The sequence below is a fragment of the Caulobacter sp. P1_D6 genome (genome assembly GCF_056406095.1).
Map to the genome: position 1 here is coordinate 52769 of NZ_JBFUAW010000015.1, position 22612 is coordinate 75380.

Here is a 22612-nt window from a genome sequence, read left to right on the forward strand (position 1 = left end):
TCTTTGCTTACTTCGACAGCTCGAGCTTGGGCCGCTGGGAGATGATCTCCTCGCCGGTCAGCTCGAAATGGATGATCTCGGCGATGTTGGTGGCGTGGTCGCCGATGCGCTCGAGGTTTTTCGCCACGAACAGCAGGTGGGCGCACGGATTGATCGTCCGGGGATCGCCCATCATGTAGGTCAGCAGTTCGCGGAAGATGGCGTTGTAGTGCTCGTCCACCTCTTCGTCGCGGCCCCAGACGCCGATGGCGCGCTGCAGGTCCGACGAGGTGTAGGCGTCCAGCACGTCCTTCAGCCGGCCCTGGACCAGGCGGCCCATGCGCTCGATCGAGCGGGTCAGGGCGGTCATCGGGTCGGCTTCGGTCAGGATCAGCGCGCGCTTGCCGATGTTCTTGGCCATGTCGCCGCAGCGTTCCAGGCTCATCGAGATCTTCAAGGCGGCCACGGCGTGGCGCAGGTCCACGGCCATCGGCTGGCGCAGGGCGATCAGCCTGAAGGCCTTGCGCTCGATCTCGCCCTGCAGGGTGTCGAGCCGCTCGTCGCGGGCCACGACCTGCTGGGCCAGGGGCGCGTCGCGGCGGGCGATGCAGTCGATGGCGTCGGCGACCTGGGCCTCGGCCAGGCCGCCCATGCGGGTGACCTCGGCCGTGAGGTGGTTCAGCTCTTCGCCGTAGGATTTGACGGTATGTTCGGTCATCGCTTGTCGATCCTGCCGGTTAGCCGAAGCGGCCGGTGATGTAGTCTTGCGTGCGGGTGTCGCGAGGATTGGTGAACATCTCCTCGGTCGGACCGCTTTCGACCAGCTTGCCCAGGTGGAAGAAGGCGGTCTTCTGCGAAACGCGGGCGGCCTGGGCCATCGAGTGGGTGACGATGACGATGCAGAACTGGCTGCGCAGTTCGTCGATCAGTTCCTCGATCTTGGCCGTGGCGATCGGGTCCAGCGCCGAGCAGGGCTCGTCCATCAGGATCACTTCGGGGCTGACGGCGATGGCGCGGGCGATGACCAGGCGCTGCTGCTGGCCGCCCGACAGGCCGGTGCCGGCCTGGTGCAGGCGATCGGCGACCTCGTTCCACAGGCCGGCCTTCTTCAGGCTGGCCTCGACGATGGCCTCGAGCTCGGCCTTGCCGGTGGCCAGGCCGTGGATCTTGGGGCCGTAGGCGACGTTCTCGAAGATCGTCTTGGGGAAGGGGTTCGGCTTCTGGAACACCATGCCGACCCGCGAGCGCAGCACCACCGGGTCGACGCTCTTGGCGTTGACGTCGGCGCCGTCGATCTCGATCGAGCCCTGGACCTTGGCCGAGGGGATGGTGTCGTTCATCCGGTTGATGCAGCGCAGGAAGGTCGACTTGCCGCAGCCCGAGGGGCCGATGAAGGCGGTGACCGACTTGGCCGGCACGTCCAGGCTGACGTCGAACAGCGCCTGCTTCTCGCCGTAGAAGACATTGACGTCGCGGGCCCGGATCTTGAACTCGCTGGTGGTCACGTGACCGTGGCCGGCGGGGATCGCCGAGGCGAGGGTCGGGGCATGAGCGGCGATGGTGTCGTCGCGGTTTTCGGTCGGCATGGCGTGTCCCAGCGAAAGGGATGAAGCGAGGGGATTGAGGAAGGTCATCAGTCTACCACCGGCGTTCGAAGCGGCGGCGCAGGATCACGGCGGCGGCGTTCATGACGATCATGAAGACCAGCAGCACGATGATGGCGGCGGCGGTGCGTTCGTGGAAGGCGCGTTCCGACGCGTTCTCCCAGATGAACACCTGGACCGGCAGCACGGTGGCCGAACTGGTGAAGGTTTCCGGCGCGCCGGGCACGAAGGCGACCATGCCGATCATCAGCAGCGGCGCGGTCTCGCCCAGGGCGTGGGCCAGCGACAGGATGGCGCCGGTCATCACGCCGGGCATGGCCAGCGGCAGCACGTGGTGGAAGACGGTCTGGGCCTTGGAGGCGCCGACGCCCAGGGCGGCTTCGCGGATCGACGGCGGCACGGCCTTCAGCGAGCTGCGGGTGGCGATGATCACGGTCGGCAGGGCCATCAGGGCCAGCACCAGGCCGCCGACCAGCGGCGAGCCGCGCGGCACGTGCAGCCAGTTGATGAACAGGGCCAGGCCCAGCAGGCCGTAGACGATCGACGGCACGGCGGCCAGGTTGTTGATGTTGACCTCGATGACGTCGGTCCAGCGGTTCTTGGGAGCGAACTCCTCCAGATAGACCGCGGCCATCACGCCCACCGGGATGGCGATCACGGCGGTGATGATCAGCATCATGGCCGAGCCGATCACCGCGCCCCAGACGCCGGCCTGTTCGGGCTCGGTCGAGTCGGAGTTGGTGAAGAACTTGGTGTTGAAGCCGGCCTTGACCGTGCCGTCCTTGCTCAGGCGGTCCAGCCAGTCCAGCTGCTGGTTGTCGAGCTTGCGGTCTTCCTCGGCGGTCGAGCGCTTGATCTCGCCCTTGTAGTAGAGGTCGGCGTCGGCCTTGACCGAGCCGGTGACGTTGACGGTCTTGCCGATCAGCGAATGATCTTTCTTGATCATCTGCAGCAGCTGGTTGCCGAAGTCGCGCGAGGTCAGGTCCATGATCTTGCCCGACGTCGTGCCCAGGTCGTCGTCCTGAACGCCCAGCTTCTTCATCATCGCCTCGGCGACGATGTAGTCGTAGTTGACCCCCTCCAGCGCGTTCACGTCGATGCGCTCGGGGTTCAGATAGACCGGCACCGTCAGGGTGTGGGTCTCGAAGGTCGAGTAGCCCTGGGTGACGATCCGGCCGACCAGCACCACCAGGAAGATCATGGCGATGACGATCGCCGCGATGCCCTGGGCGCGGAACAGCTTCTCGGAGCGGTGGCGCTTCCTGAGCAGGGCGTCGCGGGCCGACAGGGCCGGGCGAGCGGCGGGACCGCCGGGGGAAATGGCCGCGTCAGTCATATTGTTCCCGGTACTTCTGGACGATGCGCAGGGCGATGATGTTGAGGCCGAGGGTGACCACGAACAGGGTCAGGCCCAGGCCGAAGGCCGACAGGGTCTTGGGGCTGTCGAACTCCTGGTCGCCGGTCAGCAGGGTGACGATCTGGACGGTCACGGTGGTGACGGTGTCCAGCGGGTTGGCGGTCAGCTTGGCCTGCAGGCCCGCGGCCATGGTGACGATCATGGTCTCGCCGACGGCGCGGGACACCGCCAGCAGCATGGCGGCCATGATGCCCGGCAGGGCGGCCGGCAGGACCACCTTCTTGACGGTCTCGGACTTGGTCGCGCCCATGGCGTAGCTGCCGTCGCGGAGCGACTGGGGCACGGCGTTGATGATGTCGTCCGACAGCGAGGAGACGAAGGGGATCAGCATGATGCCCATCACCACCCCGGCCACCAGGGCCATCTGGTTCTGCACCTGCATCAGGTACTGGGCCAGGTTGTCGAAGGGGCCGCCGACCAGCTTCTCGCCGATGCCGTTGAAGAAGGCGCGGAAGATCGGACCGACGGTCAGGGCGGCGAAGAAGCCGTAGACCACGGTCGGCACCCCGGCCAGGATCTCGAGCAGCGGCTTGATCGTCGAGCGCAGGCCGCGATTGGCGTATTCCGACAGGTAGATCGCCGAGTAGAGGCCGATCGGCGCGGCCACCAGCATGGCGATCATCATCACCAGGAAGGTGCCGGCGAACAGCGGCACGGCGCCGAAGGCCCCCGACGAGGCCACCTGATCGCTGCGCATGGCGATCTGCGGCGCCCACTCGGTGCCGAACAGGAAGCTGAGCGGCGAGACGCTCTCGAAGAAGCGCCAGCTTTCGTAGATCAGCGACATCACGATGCCGAGCGTCGTCAGGACGGCGGCGATCGAGCAGGCGATCAGCACGCCGGCGATCCAGCCCTCGACCCGGTTGCGGGCCCGGAATTCGGTGTTGATGCGCGGGGTGGCCAGCATGAAGCCGGCCAGGGCCAGCAGGCCGGCCAGGCCCAGGACCGAATAGCTGACGATGCCGTCGATGCGCTTGGCCTCGACGACCTTGGCGTCGAAGGCGGCCCGCAGCGGGCCGTCATAGCTGACCTCGCTGGCGGCCTGGCCCGTGGCGACGGCGTTGACGTCGCTGAAGAACACGTCCTGACGATCGGGGGTGAGGGCCTGGACCGCCGCCGGGCGCTCGGCCTGCAGCATGGCGTCCTCGACCCGGCCGCCGAAGGTGGCGCCCAGCAGAAGCAGCAGCGCCGCCGGGGCTCCGGCCCACAGGGCGGCGTACATGCCGTAATAGTTCGGCAGCGAGTGAAGCTTGGCGGCGGAGCCGCCGGAGGACTTCAGCGCGCGGCTTCGGCCGGCCATGAAAGCCGCGCCCGAGAACAGGACGAGGAAGAGGAGCGAGAGCCAGGTCAGCATGCGTGCGGCGGGGTCTTGCGCGAAGGGATGCGATGACGGCGCACAGCGCGCCGTACCGCCCATCCGATCTATGCCGGGCGGGCGCCGACCTTATGCGACGTTTTCACGACAGTTTTGCGACAGCGTCCGGCGAGGCGAGCTCGGGAGCCGGGCGCGAGGGCTCGGAAACCACCCGTGCCATCGGGAAATAGACCCCGAACGTGGCCCCTTCGCCCTGCACGCTTTCCACCGTCATGCCGCCCCGGTGGCGGTTCATGATGTGCTTGACGATCGCCAGGCCCAGGCCCGTGCCCGAGCGCTCGCCGCTCTTCTGGCCCTCGACCCGGTAGAATCGCTCGGTCAGGCGCGGCAGGTGCTCGCGGGCCATGCCCGGCCCGCGGTCGCTGACCCAGAGTGAGGCGTAGCGCTCCTCGACGGCGTGGTCGGGGGTCAGCAGCGACATGCGCGCGGCGGCCGGGTCGCGCGGCGCGGCGGCCATGTCCGCCGTCAGGCCCGAAAAGATCTCCACCCGCACCACGCCGTTGGCCGGGGTGTACTTGATGGCGTTGTCGACGAGGTTCTGGATCACCTGGACGATCTGGTCGCGATCGCCCTCGACCACGGCCGCGCCGCGCGGCGGCAGGACGGGGTCGAAGGTCACGGCCTTTTCCTTGCTCTGGGGGGCCAGGGCGTCCAGGACGTCGACCGTCGCCATGCCCAGGTCGACCTGGCCCAGCGGCGCGATGTGCTCGTTCAGCTCGATTCGCGACAGGCTCATCAGATCGTCGATCAGCCGCGCCATCCGCTCGGCCTGGGCCTGCATGATGCCCAGGAACTTGTCGCGCGCGCCGACGTCGTCCTTGGCGTGGCCGCGCAGGGTCTCGATGAAGCCCGACAGCGAGGCCAGGGGCGTGCGCAGCTCGTGGCTGGCGTTGGCCAGGAAGTCGGCGCGGGTGCGCTCGCTGCGGCGGGCGTCGGTCTCGTCGCTGAGGACCAGCAGGGCCAGGCGCGATCCGCGCTCGTCGGCGCCCAGCGGGGCGCAGTGCGCCGCCCATTCGCGCCCCTGGGCGCCGCCGCCCACATAGTCGACCGAGCGCCGCACGCCGCCGAACAGGCTTTCGTCGACCGCCTCCAGCACCTGCGGGCTGCGCAGGGCCGAGACCAAGAGGCCGCCGCGCGGCTGCAGCTTGAACAGGTCCCGCGCCGCGGCGTTGGCGAACACGAACCGCCGGCCGGTCAGGTCGTCGGCCTCCTCGGCGGCGATCACCATCAGCGGATCGGGCAGGGTTTCGAGAATCAGGCCGAAGGGCGGCGGCTGGTCGACCAGGGCCGGCGCGGGGGCCGGGGCGGCCGAGTCGACGGACCTGTTCAACACCCGGCGCGCCAGGACATAGCCGGTCACGCCGCTGATCAGGGCCAACGGAACGGCCGCCGCGGTGTTGGCCCCGCCCGCCGCCGCAAGCGCCAGAAGGGCCCCGGGCCCCGCGAGCACGGCTCCCCAGACGCCCAGGGGCGTGCTGACGGGCCCGTCGCGACGGGCTGACGAGGACGGCGAGGCCATCGGCATGCGGCAGTCTCGATTTCAACGAAGGGAGGATTCGGCGAACCAGATATGGCGCCCTGGGAACGCTTGCGATAGACCGTCAAACGCCTGGAAGCACGTCGGCGTCGGAAAGCACCGCAATTTCGCCGCAACGTGCCGCAATCTGGGGTCTGGGTTTATCTCCGAGGTGTCGTTCGTAATGCAGCGCAAGGTCCTGGTCGCGACTGTCGCAACCGCTCCTCTACTGGCCATGGCGTTCGGCGCTTATGCTGAGACGGTCATCAACACGGCCCGCACGACGCCGATCGCCACCGCGACGGCGACGACCGGCGGCACGGCCGACGACGTCAAGATCGACACGGGCGGGGGCATCACCCTGACCACGACCGGTCCGCTGATCACCTTGAACAGCAACAACAAGGTCACGATCGGCGGCAACGGCCTGACCAGCGTCGGCGTCGACGGCTCGACGGGCGTCCTGATCCAGGGCGGCACGACCGGCTCGGTGACCAACAACGCCGCCATCAACCTGACCGAAGACTACACCCCGACCGACGACGACAAGGACTCGGCCGGCGCGGCCAAGCCGGACGGCGACCTGGACGGTCCGTTCGCCAAGGGCCAGAACCGCTACGGCATCCGCCTGGTCGGCCCCGGCGTCTTCACCGGCGACATCACCCAGGGCTCGACCGGCGCGATCACCGTCGAGGGCAACAATTCGGCCGGCATCTCGCTGGAGACCGGCCTGGTCGGCAACCTGACCACCGGCGGCACGATCAGCGTCCTCGGTGACAACACCTATGGCGTCCATGTCACGGGCCCGGTGACCGGCAAGGTCTCGATCAACGGCGGCACGACGGTGACCGGCCTGAACGCCACCGGCGTGGCGATCGACGGCGACGTCAGCGGCGCCTTCGTCGTCCAGGGCGGCGTGACCACGACCGGCTATCGCTACACCACGCGCCCCGGCACCAAGGAACTGCGCGCGATCCTCGACGCCGACGACTTGCTGCAAGGTGGTCCGGCGGTGCGGGTGACCGCCAATGTCGGCGGCGGCATCCTGCTCGACGCGCCCCCGCTAGACACCGACACGACCAAGACCGACGAGGACAACGACGGCGTCCCCGACGCCAGCGAAGGCACCGCGGCCCTGGTCACCTACGGCGCGGCCCCGGCCCTGCTGATCGGCTCGAACGACCATGCGGTGACCATCGGCGCGGTGGGCACGGGCGACAACGCCTACGGCCTGATCACCAAGGGCGGCGTCACCGCCAACGGCGTGTACGACGGCATCGCCGCCACCGCGATCCAGATCGGCGGCAACGCCAACCAGACGACCACCGTCGCCGGCGGCGTGCGGATCGACAGCTCGGTCACCGCCACCGCCTACGAAGCCACCTCCACCGGCCTGCAGTTCAAGGCCGGCGCCAACGCGCCGACCGTGTGGAACAAGGGCGTGATCTCGGCCTTCAGCATCTCCGAGGGCCAGTTCGACTCACGCGCCATCGCCATCGACGCCGGCTCCAACGTCACCACCCTGCGCAACGCCGGTTCGATCACGTCCACCATGGGCGGCGAAAAGGGCAACGCGTACGGCGTGATCGACAACGCCGGCACGCTGACCACCATCGAGAACACCGGCCGCATCTCGGCCTCGGTCGTTCCGACCGACGACGCCGACGACAACGACGACGCCGACAACCTGGCCAGCAACGAAGTGGTCACCGGCAAGGCGATCGCCATCGACGTCAGCAAGAACACCACCGGCGTCACCCTGACCCAGAACGGCGTCAACGACGGCGACGACGGCAAGGACGGGATCGCCGACGCGGACGCCGACGGCGACGGCGTGGACGACGGCGACGAGCCGTCCATCGCGGGCGCAATCAACTTCGGCTCGGGCGCCGACACCTTCAACGTCCAGAACGGCGTCGTGGTCGGCGACATCGCCTTCGGCGCCGGGGCGGACGTCCTGAACATCAGCGGCGGCGCCACGGTGCTGACCGGGCTGCGCGATTCGGACGGCCAGCTGGCGATCAATGTCGGCAAGGGCACGCTGGGCCTGACCAACGCCGAGACCATCAACGCCACCAGCCTGAACATCGGCGCGGACAGCAGGATGGTGTTCACCGCCGATCCGGCCGCCAACAACGGGGCGGGCGCCAACACCCACATCGTGGTCTCCGGCGCGGTGAACATCGCTTCCGGCGCCCAGCTGGGCCTGCGGCTGACCAGCCTGCTGACGGCCCCGACCAGCTACACCGTCATCACCGGCGGCTCGCTGACCGCCGGCGCGATCAACCAGGACCTGCTGGGCGGCACGCCGTACCTGTACGTGGCCAGCAGCCGGGTCGACACCAACAACGTCTATCTCGACGTTCGTCGCCGCACCTCGGGCGAGATCGGCATGAACCAGGCCCAGTCCTCCGCCTATGACGCGACCTTCGCGGCGTTGAGCAAGGACAAGGACATCGCCACGGCCTATCTGGCCCAGACGACCAAGGACGGGTTCCTGGGTCTCTACGACCAGATGATGCCCGACCAGGGCGAAGGCTTCTTCGCGGCCATGCAGGACGTCACCCACGCGATCTCGTCGGCCACCGCCTTCCGCCCCGATCCGGGCGACCGCTACGGCCCCGACAGCCTGTGGATCCAGGAAATCAACACCCTGGTGCGGCGCGACACCGACGACACCATGGGTTCCGACACCCAGGCCTTCGGCTTCGTCGGCGGCTACGAGGCCATGGGCGACGCCGGCGGCGCGCTGGGCCTGACCCTGGCCTATGTCAGCATCGAAGAGCACGACATCGCCGCCAAGGTGGGCGAACAGACCACCGGCAACTTCGTCCAGCTGGGCGCCTACTGGCGTCGGGCGATCGGCGGCTGGCGCATGAACGTCGGCGGCGGCGGCGGCTACGGCTGGTACGACGGCGACCGGACGTTCAACACCGGCGACCTGAACGGCGACGGCGCCGCGGACGTCCAGCGCCACAACAGCGCCAAGTGGAACGGCTACACGTTCAACGCCTTCGCCGGCACGGCCTACGAGGCCAAGTTCGCCGGCCGCTACTTCGTCCGTCCCGAAGGCTACCTCAACTACCTCTATCTGAGCGAAGGCGAGCGCAAGGAATCGGGCGGCGGCGACGGCTTCGACCAGATCGTCCACAAGCGCAAGTCCAGCGCCTTGACCGGCGACGTCGGGGTGGTGTTCGGCGCCGACTACGGCCGCGACCTGTGGTGGCGTCCGGAAGTGCGGGTCGGCTATCGCCAACGCCTGGCCGGCGACATCGGCGACACCACGGCCCAGTACGTCAACGGCGGCACGCCGTTCACCCTGGCGTCGGCCGGCGACAAGGACGGCGCGGTGACCCTGGGCCTGGCCCTGCGGGCCGGCACGCCGATGTCCTATCTGGCCATCGAGGCCAACGCCGAGGCGGCCAAGAAGCAGAAGCGCTACAATCTGAAGCTCACCGGCCGGGCGATGTTCTAGCCTCGCGGCCGCCTCTGGACTTCAGCGGCGAATACAACGAACACTGATCAATAGGGCCCGCGCTTCGGCGCGGGCCCTTTTTCGTTTGGATTCCAGTAGCTTGACCATGCACGACGCAAGGGGCTGAAGGAAAACTCAAAGCCCCGCGCCCTTATCTCTATTTAACACGTAGGAATAATCGGCTTTTGTCCCAGTCAACGGCGACGCCGACCAAGGCGTCGAGAGGGGAAGACCATGACCAAGACCCAGACCGCCCTACGCACGGCCCTGATCGCCGGGGCCTCGCTGATCGCCATGACCGGCGCGGCGCATGCCCAGACCGCTCAGACGCCCGAGCAGCAGCAGGCCCGCATCGAGGCGCTGGAAGCCCAGCTCGAGGCGCTGTCCAGCCAGATCGCCGACCTCAAGGCCGCCACGGCCGCCAGCCTGAAGGACGTGCGCACCGCCCAGTCGGCCACCACCGTCAGCATCGCCGCCGGCAAGCCGACCATCGCCTCGGGCGACGGCGCCTTCACCGCCAACATCCACGCCGTGATGCAGCTGGACGCCACCTGGTACAACCAGGACAGCGGCCTGGGGGCCGGGGTCGTGGGCCGCGACCTGAACAGCGGCACCAACTTCCGCCGCGCCCGCCTGGGCGTCGACGGCAAGGCGTTCAAGAACTTCGACTACGGGATCCTGCTGGACTTCGGCGGCTCGGGCACGGACGGCCCCGGCGCGCTGCAGGAGATCTACCTGCAGTACAACTACGCCCCCTTCAAGGTGAAGGTCGGGGCCTTCGCGCCGAACCTGGGCCTCGAAGACGCCGCCTCGACCAACGGCTCGCTGTTCCCCGAGCGGCCTTCGGCGGCTGAAGCCGCCCGCGGCCTGGCCGGCGCCGACCGCCGCATCGCCCTGCAGGGCCAGGCCGTCGGCGAGCGCTGGATCGTCTCGGGCGCGGTGACCGGAGCCAAGACCGGCGACGGCGCCACCTTCGACGAGCAACTGGGCTATGTCGGCCGCGTCGCCTTCGTCCCGTTCAAGGGCTATGACTGGCTGGTCCACACCGGCGTCAACGCCAGCCTGATCGCCCAGCCCGCCCAGAGCACCGCGGCCGGCCCCTATCCGATCACCGTGGAAGACCGCCCCGAACTGCGTACCGACGGCACCCGCCTGGTCAGCAGCGGCGCGATCGACGCGTCCGGCGCCCGCCACTACGGCTTCGAACTGGCCGCCCAGAAGAAGAACTTCCTGATCCAGGGCGAGTATTTCGACATCGCCCTGGACCGCCGCAACCGCGCCGCCAACGTCACCGACCCGAAGTTCTCGGGCTGGTACGTCGAGGGCGGCTGGGTGCTGACCGGCGAGCAGCGCAAGTACAACCCCGCCAACTTCGCCTTCGACGCCCCGGCCATCGACAAGCCGTTCGACCCGAAGAAGGACCAGTGGGGCGCCTGGGAACTGGCGGCCCGCTACTCGGTGCTCGACCTGAACCACCACGAATACGCCACCGTGGCGGCCGACCGGGTGCGCGGCGGCCTGCAGGAGATCGCCACCTTCGGCGTCAACTGGTTCCCCAACTCGGTGGTCAAGTTCTCGCTGGACTATCTGGACGTCGACATCGACCGTCGCGACACCGCGGGCGTTCAGATCGGGCAGAGCTACAAGGCCGTCAACCTGCGCAGCCAGTACGCGTTCTAGGGCGTCAGGCATGACCAAGCTTTCCGAAGCTCGGCGGCCCAAGGGCTCCACGAGTCTCTCCCGTCGCGACCTGGTCGCGGCGGGAGCCGGGGCCGCCACCGGCCTGGGCTTGCTGGGCGGCGCCAGCGCCGCCGCCAAGCCGCTGACCCTGTTGAACGTCAGCTACGATCCGACCCGCGAGCTCTACAAGGACATCAACGCCGCCTACGCCAGGTACTGGAAGGACAAGGTCGGCCAGGATCTGGTCGTCAACCAGAGCCACGGCGGGTCGGGCAAGCAGGCCCGGTCGGTGATCGACGGCCTGCAGGCCGATGTCGTCACCCTGGCGCTGTCCAACGACATCGACGAAATCGCCAAGCGCGGCCTGATCGCCAAGAACTGGCAATCGCGCCTGCCCGACAACTCCGCCCCCTACACCTCGACGATCATCTTCCTGGTCCGCAAGGGCAATCCCTGGAAGATCAAGGACTGGGGCGACCTGGTGAAGCCGGGGATCGACATCGTCACCCCCAATCCCAAGACCGGCGGGGCGCCGCGCTGGGCCTATCTGGCCGCCTGGGCCTGGGCCCTGAAGCAGCCTGGCGGCAACGACGCGACGGCCCGCGCCTATGTCCAGCAGCTGTACCGCCAGGTGCCGGTGCTCGACACCGGCGCGCGCGGCTCGCTGACCACCTTCGTCCAGCGCGGCATCGGCGACGTCCTGCTGACCTGGGAGAACGAGGCCCACCTGGCCCGCCAGGAGTTCGGCGCCGACAAGTTCGAGATCGTCTATCCGTCGATGTCGATCCTGGCCGAGCCGTCCGTGGCCGTGGTCGACCGCAACGTCGATCGGCACAAGACCCGGGTCGTGGCGGAGGGGTATCTCAACTTCCTCTACAGCCCCGTCGCCCAGGACCTGATCGGCAAGAACAACTACCGCCCGCGCAACGCCGCGGCGGCCGCCAAGTACGCCAGCAAGTTCCCCAAGATTCCCCTGGTCACCGTCGACGGCCAGTTCGGCGGCTGGGCCAAGGCCCAGGCCCGGCACTTCGCCGACGGCGGCGTGTTCGACCAGATCTACAAACCCGGCGTTTAACCCTTTTCACGACCCACTTCTCACGCGAGCGACATCGCCATGACCCAAGATTTCAAGACCCCCACGCGTCGCGGCCTGCTGGGCTCGGCCACCGCCGGGGCCGCGGCCCTGGCCGTGCCCGCCGCCTTCGCCGGCTCGGCCCACGCCCAGGGCGTCAAGCCGCTGACCCTGTTGAACGTCAGCTACGACCCGACCCGCGAGCTCTACAAGGACATCAACGCCGCCTACGCCAAGTACTGGAAGGGCAAGGTCAACCAGGACCTGACCATCAACCAGAGCCACGGCGGTTCGGGCAAGCAGGCCCGGTCGGTGATCGACGGCCTGCAGGCCGACGTCGTCACCCTGGCCCTGGCCTACGACATCGACGAGATCGCCGCCAAGGCCAAGCTGCTGCCGGCCAACTGGCAGTCGCGCCTGCCCAACAACTCGACCCCCTACACCTCGACGATCGTGTTCCTGGTCCGCAAGGGCAATCCCTGGAAGATCAAGGACTGGGGCGACCTGGTGAAGCCGGGCATCGACGTGATCACCCCCAACCCGAAGACCTCGGGCGGGGCGCGCTGGAACTACCTGGCCGCCTGGGCCTGGGCCCTGAAGCAGCCGGGCGGCAGCCCCGCCAAGGCCGAGGCCTTCGTCAAGACGCTGTTCGAGCACGTGCCGGTGCTGGACACCGGCGCGCGCGGCGCGACCACCAGCTTCACCCAGCGCGGCCTGGGCGACGTCCTGCTGTCGTGGGAGAACGAGGCGTACCTGGCGCAGGAAGAACTGCCGGGCAAGTTCGACATCGTCTATCCGTCGCTGTCGATCCTGGCCGAACCGCCGGTGGCCCTGATCGACAAGAACGTCGACCGCCACAAGACCCGCGTCGCGGCCGAGGGCTATCTGAACTTCCTCTACAGCCCCATCGCCCAGGACCTGATCGGCAAGAACCACTATCGCCCGCGCAACCCGCAGGCCGCCGCCAAGTACGCCGGCAAGTTCAAGTCGATCCCGCTGGTCACCATCGACGACACGTTCGGCGGCTGGAAGAAGGCCCAGGCCACGCACTTCGCCGACGGCGGCCTGTTCGACAAGATCTACAAGCCCAAGTAGCTAGCTGTCGCAGACCTCCCCTCATTCCCTCTCCCCGGCGAAGGCCGGGGCCCAGATGAAACCCACGAGCGGCTCTGGGTGAATCTGGATCCCGGCCTTCGCCGGGAAGAGGGAATGAGGGGAGGTCTGTATTGAAGACCTGACCAACACCAGCGGCGGAAACCTCCTGCGAGGTTTCCGCCGTTGTGCATTTGGGCCAATGTCTGGAACCCGACCCGCCAGGCGGCGTTCAGGGAAACCACGGGGCATGTCAGCAAGTCGGGCGTCTTACGAATGACGGACATATTGCGGTCGGAACGCGCGGCGGAAGAGCTGGCCGCCGAGCACGGGGTCGGCGATCCGTTCGCGGCGGCGATCCGCGCCGCCCGCATGGCGATGATCGTCACCGACGCGCGCCAGGCCGACAACCCGATCATCTTCGCCAACGACGCCTTCCTGGCCCTGACCGGCTATCATCGCGACGAGGTCATCGGCCGCAACTGCCGCTTCCTGCAAGGCCCCGACACCGACCCCGCCGCCATCGAGGCGATGCGCCGCGCCATCGCCGACGGCGAGGATGTGGCCATCGACATCCTCAACTACCGCAAGGACGGCTCCACCTTCTGGAACGCCCTCTACCTGTCGCCGGTGCGCAGCAAGACCGGCGAGATCGTCTATTTCTTCAGCTCGCAACTGAACATCAGCGACAAGAAGCGCATCGAGTTCGAACTGGGCGACACCCGCGAGCGGCTGGAGGCGGCCGTCGAGGCCCGCACCGCCGACCTGACCCACGCCCTGCAGCAGAAGACCGCCCTGCTCCACGAGGTCGACCACCGGGTCAAGAACAACCTCCAGCTCATCTCCTCCCTGCTGCTGCTGCAGAACCGCCGCGTCACCGACCCGGCGGTCAAGAGCAGCCTGCGCGGCATGCTGGAGCGGGTCAGCGCCATCGCCACCGTCCACCGCCGCCTGTTCCAGAGCGAGGACGTCGAGCGCTTCGACGTCTCGGCCTTCGTGCGCGATCTGGTCAGCGACATGATGGGCGCGATGCGGCGCGACGACATCAAGGTGCGGCTGGATCTGGAGCGGATCGACATCGCCGCGTCCAAGGCCGCGCCCCTGGCCCTGGTGATCAGCGAACTGTTCTCCAACGCCCTGCGCCACGCCTTCCCGCCGGAAGCGATGGAGGGCCGGACGGGCGAGGTGTTTGTCGGAATCACACGGCAAGACGCTGATTTCCGGATCGAAATCACCGACGACGGCGTTGGTGTGGAGAATTCCGCATCGTCGGGCGGATTCGGTCTGACCATCGTCCAGCTGCTCTGTCAGCAGTTGAAAGCACGTCCCCAGACCACGCCCGCCGATCCTGGAACCCGCGTCGTGGTGTACCTGCCGGTCAATGGCGTTCATCACTGAGATAGGTTGGATTTGGTGATGAACGAGCGCCCGCTCGACGTCTTGATCGTGGAAGACGAGGTTCTGCTGGCCACCGAGCTGGAGTTCCTGGTCGAGGAGGTCGGCTGCAACGCCGTCGGCCTGGCCATGAGCTCCGATGAGGCGGTGGCCATGGCCAACGATCTGCGCCCGGACCTGGCCCTGGTCGACGTCCACCTGCGCGACGGGCCCACCGGCGTCGAGGTGGCCCGCACCATCCACGACAAGTGCGGCGGGGTGGCCCTGTTCATGACGGCCAACGTCAAGCGCCTGCCCGACGATTTCGCCGGCGCCTGCGGGGTGATCGGCAAGCCGTATTCCGAGCACGGCGTGAAGACCGCCCTGTCCTATCTGACGATCTGCCTGCGCGAGGGCCAGGCCCCCGGCCCGCCGCCGATCGGTCTGGAGCTGGCGCCGGCCTATGCCGCGCGCTGGGGCCTGACCGCCCTGCCCCGCGCCGGCTAGGGGTGAGCGCCAATCTCGCCGTCTCGGCCGTCGGCACGGCCGCCGCCCTGCTGTCGATCACCAGCTTCGCCCCGCAGATCGTCAAGATCTGGCGCGAGAAGGACGCCTCGTCGGTGTCGCTGCGGACCTATGTCGTCACCGTCACCGGCTTTTCCTGCTGGATCGCCTACGGCGTGCTGATCAAGGCCTGGCCCGTGATCGCCTCCAACACCGCCTGCCTGCTGATGTCGGGGGCGGTGCTGGTTCTGAAGTGGCGGTTCAGCAAGAAAAGTCATTGAACCACCCTTCGCTGTCATCCCGGACAAGGCCCGCAGGGCCGCCGATCCGGGACCGCCGGAAGCGCCTGCGTTCACGCGTCGGTCCCGGATCTTCGCGCGACGCGCTCGTCCGGGATGACAATCGGGGTTGAGTGCGTGACAGGGGTCCCGGGGTCCGCTATCGAGGCGCGCCTTTCGCCTTACAGGACCGCCGCCTTGACCGACGTCGCCGAGGAAGCGGGCTGGGCCACCGCCAAGACCCTGGCCGAAGCCCTGCCCTACATCCAGATCTACGACCGCGAGACGGTGGTGATCAAATACGGCGGTCACGCCATGGGCCAGGAGCAGGTGGCCAAGCTGTTCGCGGCCGACGCCGTGCTGCTGAAGCTGCTGGGCGTCCACCCCGTGGTGGTGCACGGCGGCGGCCCGCAGATCAGCCGCATGCTCGACAAGGCCGGCGTCAAGTCGACCTTCGTCGACGGGCTGCGCGTCACCGACGAGGCCACGATGGAAGTGGCCGAGATGGTGCTGTCGGGCGCCATCAACAAGGAAATCGCCAACTGGATCACGCTGGCGGGCGCTGAAGCCGACGTGCGCGGCGTGGGGCTGTCGGGCAAGGACGCCCGGATGATCACCGCCGAGAAGGTGACCCGCACCCGCAAGGATCCGGACAGCAACATCGAGCAGGCCGTCGACCTGGGCTTCGTGGGCGAGCCGACCAAGATCGACCCGCACATCATCCAGGCCCTGCTGACCTCGGAAACCGACTACATCCCGGTGATCGCCCCGATCGGCGTCTCGACCTCCGGCCAGACCTTCAACATCAACGCCGACACCGTGGCCGGCGCCCTGGCGGGCGCCCTGAAGGCCAAGCGGATGCTGATGCTGACCGACATCGCCGGCGTGCTGGACGGCGACGGCCAGCTGATCCGCCAGATGACCATCGCCGAGGCCCGCGGCCTGATCGAGAGCGGCGTGGCCAGCGGCGGCATGATCCCCAAGCTGGAGAACGCCATCCACGCCGTGGAGAATGGCGTCGAGGCCGTGGTCATCCTGGACGGACGCCGTCCCCACGCCATGCTGGTCGAACTGTTCAGCGAGCACGGCGCGGGCACGCTCATCTCGAAATGAGCGCTCCCGACCTGACTCACGTCGAGACCTGGCTGTTCGACCTGGACAACACCCTCTATCCGGCCGAGTCCGAGTACATGGCCCTGATCGAGGGCAAGATGACCGACTTCATGGAGCGGACCACCGGCCTGCCCCGTGACGAGGCTCGGGCCATCCAGAAGCGCTACTACACCGAGCACGGCACCACCCTGGCCGGGCTGATGATGCATCACGGCCTGGAGCCCAAGGCGTTCCTGGACGAGGTGCACGACGTCTCGATGGACCGGCTGACGCCCGACCCGGCGTTGCGGGCGGCCATCGACACCCTGCCCGGCCGCCGGCTGATCTTCACCAACGGTTCGCTGGGCCACGCCGAGCGGGTGCTGGGCCACCTGGGCCTGGACCATCTGTTCGAGGACGTCTTCGCGATCGAGACGGCCGACTACCTGCCCAAGCCGGCCATGGCGACCTTCGAGAAGATCGTCGCCCGCCACGCCTTCGGCCCGTCGGCCACGGCCTTCTTCGAGGACAGCGAGAAGAACCTGGCCCCCGCCGCGCTGATGGGCATGACCACCATCCTGGTCGGCGCCCACGCGGCCGCCTCGACCGCCGATTTCGTCCATCACCGCACGCACGACCTCGCCGGGTTCCTGACCTCGGCGCGCCTGAAGGAAGCCTGACTATGACCGCCGAACTGACCCTCGCCGACCTGCAGACCGAAGTCGAAGCCGCCTGGGAGGCCCGCGACGGCGTCTCCACCGCCACCACCGGCCCGGTGCGCACGGCGGTCGAGGAGACCCTGCTGCTGATCGACGCCGGCAAGGCCCGGGTGTCGGAAAAGATCGACGGCGAATGGACCACTCACCAGTGGCTGAAGAAGGCCGTGCTGCTGTCGTTCCGCCTGAACCCCAACAGCGTCATGCGCGCCGGGACCATGGGCGGCGCTGTCGGCCCGTGGTGGGACAAGGTGCCCAACAAGTTCGACGGCTGGGAGGCCCCGCAGTTCGAGGCCGCCGGCTTCCGCGCCGTGCCCGGCTCGATCGTCCGCCGCGGCGCCTATGTCGGCAAGAACGTCATCCTGATGCCGTCGTTCGTGAACATCGGCGCTTACGTGGACGACAGCACCATGGTCGACACCTGGGTGACGGTCGGCTCGTGCGCCCAGATCGGCAAGCGCGTCCACCTGTCGGGCGGCGTGGGCATCGGCGGCGTGCTGGAGCCCCTGCAGGCCAACCCGACCATCATCGAGGACGACTGCTTCATCGGCGCCCGTTCGGAAGTGGTCGAGGGCGTCGTCGTCGGCGAAGGCTCGGTCCTGTCGATGGGCGTGTTCATCAGCGCCTCGACCAAGATCGTCGACCGCGCCACCGGCCAGGTCCACATGGGCAAGGTGCCGCCCTACAGCGTCGTGGTGCCCGGCAGCCTGCCCGACCCCAAGGGCGGCCCCAGCCTGTCCTGCGCCGTGATCGTCAAGACGGTCGACGCCAAGACCCGCTCCAAGACCAGCATCAACGACCTGCTCCGGGACTAGCTGGTATCGAGGGCGGCGTCTGGCTGGACATCAGCACGACACTGACCTTGACGGTCGTGGCGTCGTAGCTGAAGTCCAGCCGGTCATAGGTCGCGAGCAAGGCGATGCGGTTGGCCAACCTGATCTGATGGTTCAGGCCGCCGCGCGCGTCGTTGAGGCCATCAACAACGGCCTGCATTTGGTCGAGCGTTTCATTCACCTGCTGATCCGAGAGCTGACCGGCGCGATTGATCACGGTTCGACGGATGAGCGCGGCGTCACTCAACACGTAGACATCCGTGAACGGCGACGGGCTAGGGGGCAGCAAGATAGGAGACAGCGGCACATTCATCGCCGAAAACGCCTGCTGGGTCTTCAAACGATCGATGGCCTGCCCGCCATTTTCGCCTGAAAGCAGTGTGGCCGCCGCCGTGAACGGAGCTGCGGCCATCGCCGAAAGGGTCTGGACGGGCGAATACCGCAGCTGACGGTCCTTATGCAGGATCTCGTCATCCAAACGCAGGAGATCCTCCGCGTAGTTATAGCGGTACTCGTTACGCCAACCCTTTGCGGCCCTCAGCCCGCTCACGAGATCGTAGTCGGCCTTTTCGGCCGAGGTGCAAGCCTGCACGAGCTTGCGATAATCAGGCAACAGGGCGATCTTGTCAGCGTCCTCCGTCCATTTGCCCTCCATGTTGACGCCCCTCAACTTCAGGCACGCGGCCTTGAAGCCAGGGTACGCGCGAGAGCCGGCCAGGCTCGAGGAAACGCAAGCCCGCCGGAGATTTTCATAGTCGGCGACCTTGGCGACATCGGCGCTGGACCATGTCGACCCGGGGTCGAGCAGGTACAGGCACGCCACGTTCAAGTCCAAGCTGGGCAATTTGGGCGCGCCGTCGCTCGCCGCCACGATGCAGGCGGGCTTGACGGCCTTATAGGCGGTCAGGATTTTTGATGTTTCCGCCTCAGTCGCCCATTGCTCGATCCGATTGCCCACGAGCTTCAGGCACGCCGAGTTGAAGCTGGAAGAGGTCAATTGATCCTTGTCTGAAAAGCCCATCGCGATTTCGAGTTGGCTCGTCATGCGATCAAGCTCGTGATAGCGCAGGCCGATCACATCAAGGCCGATCCGGCCGCCCGCGTAGAGATCCCGCACCGGCTGACTGGCGCTGAGCTGCGCGATGATGACCGGCGCGACAGCACCGTACGTCCAATATTTCTGGGTGGTCGCACCGGCTCCCCCGCTGAGCAGCGCGCCTAGGCCGCCGACGAAGACAGCGGTGGATTCGGTGTCCAGCAACACCTGCTTGCGGCCCGCCCGCATACCGTAGAACCGCCGCAGGCAATCGGCCGCTGAGCGCACGGTCCCGACCTGATTGGTGACGTTGAGGCTTTCCGCGTCGCGCAGATTGCGAATGGTGTTGATCGCCGCCGCCCGGTCGTACTCACCGCCATGAAACCAGCCCTGCCACAAAGCCGACGGTTCGCCGCCGTTGCATTCCGCGGCTAGCCCTGCGTTGGCCCACTTGACCTCGACAGAGGGGTTGTCCGCCGCCACGGCCGCCGGCGATTTGACAGGCTCAGGCCCGGCGACCGCTGATGTCGCCCCCATGATGGCGGCCACAAGGATCAGACTCGTTATGAAGCGCATGATACGTCCCCCCAGACGAACATGCAGTCAAACACAACCTTACGGACCCTTCAATTCAAAAGTACAACTCTATCGGCTTGCACTGCCCATGACGTCGACCTGTCAGGACGACGTATACGGCGTCCCGTCGCGATGCCGGTAGAACGCCTCCCCCGCTCGCGCCACCATGTCGATGTCGGAATAGGTGCAGGTGTCCTGGTCGGGCCGGCGCGAGCCCATCTCCAGCAGCACCGCCTCGCGGTCCGAGCGGTTCTCCAGGTGATGGCCGTTGGCGACCCCGGCCTTGAACCCCGCGCAGTCGCCGGCCCGCAGGATCGTCTCGGCCCCGTCCTCGACCAGCACCACTTCGCCCTCGACCACCCAGACGAACTCGTCTTCCGCCGAATGCCAGTGGCGCTGGCTGCTCCACTGGCCGGGCGGCAGGCGCATCAGATTGACGCCGAACTGGTCGAGTCCCGCGAGGTCGCCGAGGGCCCAGCGCCGCCGGCCCTGGCACTTCGCGTCGTGAGGCGGCGGATAGTCGGCTCCGACCCGTGTCGGTGCGGCGGGGATGTCGATCTTGGGCATGGCGGTCTTCTCGGGTTTGCGTCGGGCGCCAGGGGAGCCTAAAGCCAGGACAATGACTGACACCAGCCTCTCCCTCGCTCTCGATCCCGTCGCGCTCGCGCAGGCCCTGATCCGCCGTCCGTCCGTGACCCCGGCCGACGAAGGGGCGATGGACGTCTTGCAGCGGCAGTTGGAGGCCCTGGGCTTCACCTGCCGCCGCATGAAGTTCGGCGAGATCGAGAACCTCTACGCCCGGCGTGGAACGGCGCGGCCCAACCTCTGCTTCGCGGGCCACACCGACGTGGTGCCGGTCGGCGACGACGCGGCCTGGACCGCCGGGCCGTTCGAAGCCGAGATCAAGGACGGCGTGCTCTACGGCCGCGGCGCGGTCGATATGAAGAGCGCCATCGCCGCCTTCGTCGCCGCTGTTTCGCGCTTGCCGCAAGATCTGCCGGGCTCGCTCAGCTTCCTGATCACCGGCGACGAGGAGGGCGTGGCCGAGGACGGCACCGTCCGCGTCGTCCAGGCCCTGGCCGCCGAGGGCGAAGTCATCGACCACTGCATCGTCGGCGAGCCGACCAGCGCCAACCTGCTGGGCGACATGATCAAGATCGGCCGGCGCGGCAGCATCAACGCCTGGATCGCCGTGGACGGCAAGCAGGGCCACGTGGCCTATCCGCACCGCGCCGCCAACCCGATCCCGGTGATGGTCGACATCCTCTCGCGCCTGCAGAGCCGGGCGCTGGACGAGGGCTATGCCGGCTTCCAGCCCTCGAACCTGGAAGTCACCACGGTGGACGTCGGCAACACCGCCACCAACGTCATCCCCGCCAGCGCCAAGGCCCGGATCAACATCCGCTTCAACCCGGCCCACCAGGGCAAGGACCTGCAGGCCTGGATCGAGCAGGAATGCCGCGAGGCCGCCGAGGGCTTCTCGGGTCGGGTCGAGGCGCTGTGCAAGATCAGCGGCGAGGCCTTCCTGACCGAGCCGGGGGCCTTCACCGACGTGATCGTCGCCGCCGTCGGCGACGCCACCGGCCGCGTGCCCGAGCTCTCCACCACCGGCGGCACCAGCGACGCGCGGTTCATCCGCAGCCTGTGCCCCGTGGTCGAGTTCGGCCTGGTCGGCGCCACCATGCACGCCGTCGACGAGCGGGTTCCGGTCCAGGAAATCCAGGATCTGGCCAACATCTACCAGGCCCTGATCGGCCGCTACTTCGCGGCCTTCGCGGCTTAGAACGATCGGAGGCGAAGGCGATGGACGAGCTTTCGATAGCCGACGTCCTGGCCGAGGTGGCCGTGCTGGTGAAGCCGTACTTCGGCCGGGGCCGGCCCGCCGACTACATCCCGGAGCTGGCAGACGTGACGCCGACCAAGTTCGGCATGGCCGTGCGCACGATCGGCGGCCAGGAGGCCGTGATCGGCGACGCCGACGAGGGCTTCTCGGTCCAGAGCATCACCAAGGTCTTCGCCCTGGGCCTGGCGCTCAACCGGTTCGGCGACGAGGTCTGGACCCGGGTCGGCAAGGAGCCGTCGGGCACGCCGTTCAACCATCTCTCCCAGCTGGAATCCGAGGAGGGCGTGCCGCGCAATCCGTTCATCAACGCCGGGGCCCTGGCGATCTGCGACCAGCTGATGGACGTGTTCAAGGACCCGCCGGCCCTGGTGCGCGGCTTCGCGGGCTTCCTGGCGGGCGAGAAGGTCGAGATCGACGAGGCGGTGGCGGCGTCCGAGCTGGCCAACGCCTGGCAGAACCGCGCCATCGCCAACCTGATGCGCGGCAAGGGCACGATCAGCCACGATCCCGAGGCCGTGGTCGCCGCCTATTGCCGCCAGTGCGCCCTGACCATGAGCTGCCGGCAATTGGCGCGAGCCATGCTGCCCCTGGCGGCCGGCGGCTTCTCGCCGATCGTCGAGGAGACGATCTTCCCCGAACGCCTGTCGCGGCGCCTGAACGCCCTGCTGCTGACCTGCGGCATCTATGACAGCGTCGGCAGCTTCGCCTACCGCGTGGGCCTGCCGGCGAAGAGCGGGGTCGGCGGGGGGATCGTGGCGATCGTCCCGGGCAAGGCGGCCATCGCGGTCTGGTCGCCGGAGCTGGACCGGTTCGGGACCTCGGTGGTGGGGACGGTGGCGCTGGAGCGGTTCACGCAGCTGACCAATTGTTCAGTGCTGTAGACTAGGCCCTCCCCCTGTGGGGGAGGCGATCGCGAAGCGATCGGTGGGGGGAGTTTTGGGCTCTTAGATCCAGGGCGCCGCCATCGGCCGATCACTCCCCCCACCGTCGGCTGCGCCGACACCTCCCCCACAGGGGGAGGGCCTAGGTTTCATACCCAACCCCCGTCAGATACAGCCCGTCCGCCGGCGCCACCGGCCCGCAGGCCGTGCGGTCCTTGGCCTCCAGCGCGTCCCGCACGTCCTGAGCCGTCCAACGCCCCACCCCGACC

General features: G+C 67.9%; 19 protein-coding genes and 1 pseudogene. 12 read left to right on the plus strand and 8 right to left on the minus strand.

The window, feature by feature from the left end; translation table 11 throughout:
• Positions 1-7: 7 nt before the first annotated feature.
• The 5 genes from phoU to AC1DYP_RS10675 form a co-directional block, all read right to left on the minus strand.
• Positions 8-697, minus strand: coding sequence for a phosphate signaling complex protein PhoU (phoU, locus tag AC1DYP_RS10655; protein ID WP_477032793.1), 690 nt, complete (start codon positions 695-697; stop codon positions 8-10).
• A gap of 19 nt (positions 698-716) precedes the next feature.
• Positions 717-1565, minus strand: a complete 849-nt coding sequence (gene pstB / locus AC1DYP_RS10660) for a phosphate ABC transporter ATP-binding protein PstB (RefSeq protein WP_477032794.1) — start codon at positions 1563-1565, stop codon at positions 717-719.
• A 52-nt stretch (positions 1566-1617) separates the two neighbouring features.
• Complete coding sequence (gene pstA, locus AC1DYP_RS10665; protein WP_477046304.1) at positions 1618-2919, minus strand: phosphate ABC transporter permease PstA; 1302 nt, start codon at positions 2917-2919, stop codon at positions 1618-1620.
• Positions 2912-4354 carry a phosphate ABC transporter permease subunit PstC gene (gene pstC, locus AC1DYP_RS10670; protein ID WP_477046305.1) on the minus strand — a complete coding sequence of 481 codons (1443 nt, stop codon included), beginning with the start codon at positions 4352-4354 and terminating at the stop codon, positions 2912-2914. Before pstC ends, pstA begins: the two co-directional genes overlap by 8 nt.
• A gap of 103 nt (positions 4355-4457) precedes the next feature.
• Positions 4458-5900 (minus strand): sensor histidine kinase, encoded by a 1443-nt coding sequence (locus tag AC1DYP_RS10675; RefSeq protein WP_477046306.1) that lies wholly within the window; start codon positions 5898-5900, stop codon positions 4458-4460.
• A 175-nt stretch (positions 5901-6075) separates the two neighbouring features.
• Here AC1DYP_RS10675 and AC1DYP_RS10680 point away from each other — a divergent pair, with 175 nt between their 5' ends.
• The 10 genes from AC1DYP_RS10680 to dapD all read left to right on the plus strand — a co-directional run bounded on the left by AC1DYP_RS10680 (position 6076) and on the right by dapD (position 17989).
• The gene (locus AC1DYP_RS10680) at positions 6076-9366 is read left to right on the plus strand and encodes an autotransporter outer membrane beta-barrel domain-containing protein (protein WP_477046307.1); all 3291 of its coding nucleotides are present in this window, start codon (positions 6076-6078) and stop codon (positions 9364-9366) included.
• Between the two features lie 234 nt (positions 9367-9600).
• Positions 9601-11046, plus strand: coding sequence for an OprO/OprP family phosphate-selective porin (locus AC1DYP_RS10685; protein WP_477046308.1), 1446 nt, complete (start codon positions 9601-9603; stop codon positions 11044-11046).
• Between the two features lie 10 nt (positions 11047-11056).
• Complete coding sequence (locus tag AC1DYP_RS10690) at positions 11057-12121, plus strand: sulfate ABC transporter substrate-binding protein (protein WP_477046309.1); 1065 nt, start codon at positions 11057-11059, stop codon at positions 12119-12121.
• Between the two features lie 39 nt (positions 12122-12160).
• Positions 12161-13213: a sulfate ABC transporter substrate-binding protein gene (locus tag AC1DYP_RS10695; RefSeq protein WP_477046310.1), complete on the plus strand. Its 1053-nt coding sequence runs from the start codon at positions 12161-12163 to the stop codon at positions 13211-13213.
• A 273-nt stretch (positions 13214-13486) separates the two neighbouring features.
• Positions 13487-14608 (plus strand): photosensory histidine protein kinase LovK, encoded by a 1122-nt coding sequence (gene lovK, locus AC1DYP_RS10700; protein WP_477046311.1) that lies wholly within the window; start codon positions 13487-13489, stop codon positions 14606-14608.
• Between the two features lie 18 nt (positions 14609-14626).
• On the plus strand, positions 14627-15091 hold the full coding sequence (locus AC1DYP_RS10705) for a response regulator (protein WP_477046312.1): 465 nt from the start codon (positions 14627-14629) through the stop codon (positions 15089-15091).
• A 2-nt stretch (positions 15092-15093) separates the two neighbouring features.
• Positions 15094-15369, plus strand: coding sequence for a SemiSWEET family sugar transporter (locus AC1DYP_RS10710; protein WP_477046313.1), 276 nt, complete (start codon positions 15094-15096; stop codon positions 15367-15369).
• A 195-nt stretch (positions 15370-15564) separates the two neighbouring features.
• Positions 15565-16479: an acetylglutamate kinase gene (argB, locus tag AC1DYP_RS10715; protein ID WP_477032805.1), complete on the plus strand. Its 915-nt coding sequence runs from the start codon at positions 15565-15567 to the stop codon at positions 16477-16479.
• Positions 16476-17138, plus strand: coding sequence for a pyrimidine 5'-nucleotidase (locus tag AC1DYP_RS10720; protein WP_477046314.1), 663 nt, complete (start codon positions 16476-16478; stop codon positions 17136-17138). The genes argB and AC1DYP_RS10720 overlap by 4 nt, the downstream gene beginning before the upstream one ends.
• A gap of 2 nt (positions 17139-17140) precedes the next feature.
• Complete coding sequence (gene dapD, locus AC1DYP_RS10725; protein WP_477046315.1) at positions 17141-17989, plus strand: 2,3,4,5-tetrahydropyridine-2,6-dicarboxylate N-succinyltransferase; 849 nt, start codon at positions 17141-17143, stop codon at positions 17987-17989.
• On the opposite strand, the gene AC1DYP_RS10730 is transcribed toward dapD, so the two are convergent.
• Positions 17967-19619 carry a hypothetical protein gene (locus tag AC1DYP_RS10730; RefSeq protein ID WP_477046316.1) on the minus strand — a complete coding sequence of 551 codons (1653 nt, stop codon included), beginning with the start codon at positions 19617-19619 and terminating at the stop codon, positions 17967-17969. The genes dapD and AC1DYP_RS10730 overlap by 23 nt on opposite strands.
• 102 nt (positions 19620-19721) lie before the next feature.
• Positions 19722-20186: a cupin domain-containing protein gene (locus AC1DYP_RS10735; protein ID WP_477046317.1), complete on the minus strand. Its 465-nt coding sequence runs from the start codon at positions 20184-20186 to the stop codon at positions 19722-19724.
• Between the two features lie 52 nt (positions 20187-20238).
• Here AC1DYP_RS10735 and dapE point away from each other — a divergent pair, with 52 nt between their 5' ends.
• A complete protein-coding gene (gene dapE / locus AC1DYP_RS10740; protein WP_477046318.1) occupies positions 20239-21402 on the plus strand; it encodes a succinyl-diaminopimelate desuccinylase in 1164 nt (387 codons plus the stop codon).
• 20 nt (positions 21403-21422) lie between these two features.
• Positions 21423-22343, plus strand: coding sequence for a glutaminase (locus AC1DYP_RS10745; protein ID WP_477046319.1), 921 nt, complete (start codon positions 21423-21425; stop codon positions 22341-22343).
• A gap of 142 nt (positions 22344-22485) precedes the next feature.
• Here AC1DYP_RS10745 and AC1DYP_RS10750 read toward each other — a convergent pair.
• Positions 22486-22612, minus strand: a pseudogene (locus tag AC1DYP_RS10750) (tRNA pseudouridine(38-40) synthase TruA); the annotation flags it as partial.

Bases quoted from the DNA above. Each gene is read 5' to 3' on its own strand.
- phoU (WP_477032793.1), bottom strand. From the start codon at position 697: ATGACCGAACATACCGTCAAATCCTACGGCGAAGAGCTGAACCACCTC.
- pstB (WP_477032794.1), bottom strand. From the start codon at position 1,565: ATGCCGACCGAAAACCGCGACGACACCATCGCCGCTCATGCCCCGACC.
- pstA (WP_477046304.1), bottom strand. From the start codon at position 2,919: ATGACTGACGCGGCCATTTCCCCCGGCGGTCCCGCCGCTCGCCCGGCC.
- pstC (WP_477046305.1), bottom strand. From the start codon at position 4,354: ATGCTGACCTGGCTCTCGCTCCTCTTCCTCGTCCTGTTCTCGGGCGCG.
- AC1DYP_RS10675 (WP_477046306.1), bottom strand. From the start codon at position 5,900: ATGCCGATGGCCTCGCCGTCCTCGTCAGCCCGTCGCGACGGGCCCGTC.
- AC1DYP_RS10680 (WP_477046307.1), top strand. From the start codon at position 6,076: ATGCAGCGCAAGGTCCTGGTCGCGACTGTCGCAACCGCTCCTCTACTG.
- AC1DYP_RS10685 (WP_477046308.1), top strand. From the start codon at position 9,601: ATGACCAAGACCCAGACCGCCCTACGCACGGCCCTGATCGCCGGGGCC.
- AC1DYP_RS10690 (WP_477046309.1), top strand. From the start codon at position 11,057: ATGACCAAGCTTTCCGAAGCTCGGCGGCCCAAGGGCTCCACGAGTCTC.
- AC1DYP_RS10695 (WP_477046310.1), top strand. From the start codon at position 12,161: ATGACCCAAGATTTCAAGACCCCCACGCGTCGCGGCCTGCTGGGCTCG.
- lovK (WP_477046311.1), top strand. From the start codon at position 13,487: ATGACGGACATATTGCGGTCGGAACGCGCGGCGGAAGAGCTGGCCGCC.
- AC1DYP_RS10705 (WP_477046312.1), top strand. From the start codon at position 14,627: ATGAACGAGCGCCCGCTCGACGTCTTGATCGTGGAAGACGAGGTTCTG.
- AC1DYP_RS10720 (WP_477046314.1), top strand. From the start codon at position 16,476: ATGAGCGCTCCCGACCTGACTCACGTCGAGACCTGGCTGTTCGACCTG.
- dapD (WP_477046315.1), top strand. From the start codon at position 17,141: ATGACCGCCGAACTGACCCTCGCCGACCTGCAGACCGAAGTCGAAGCC.
- AC1DYP_RS10730 (WP_477046316.1), bottom strand. From the start codon at position 19,619: ATGCGCTTCATAACGAGTCTGATCCTTGTGGCCGCCATCATGGGGGCG.
- AC1DYP_RS10735 (WP_477046317.1), bottom strand. From the start codon at position 20,186: ATGCCCAAGATCGACATCCCCGCCGCACCGACACGGGTCGGAGCCGAC.
- dapE (WP_477046318.1), top strand. From the start codon at position 20,239: ATGACTGACACCAGCCTCTCCCTCGCTCTCGATCCCGTCGCGCTCGCG.
- AC1DYP_RS10745 (WP_477046319.1), top strand. From the start codon at position 21,423: ATGGACGAGCTTTCGATAGCCGACGTCCTGGCCGAGGTGGCCGTGCTG.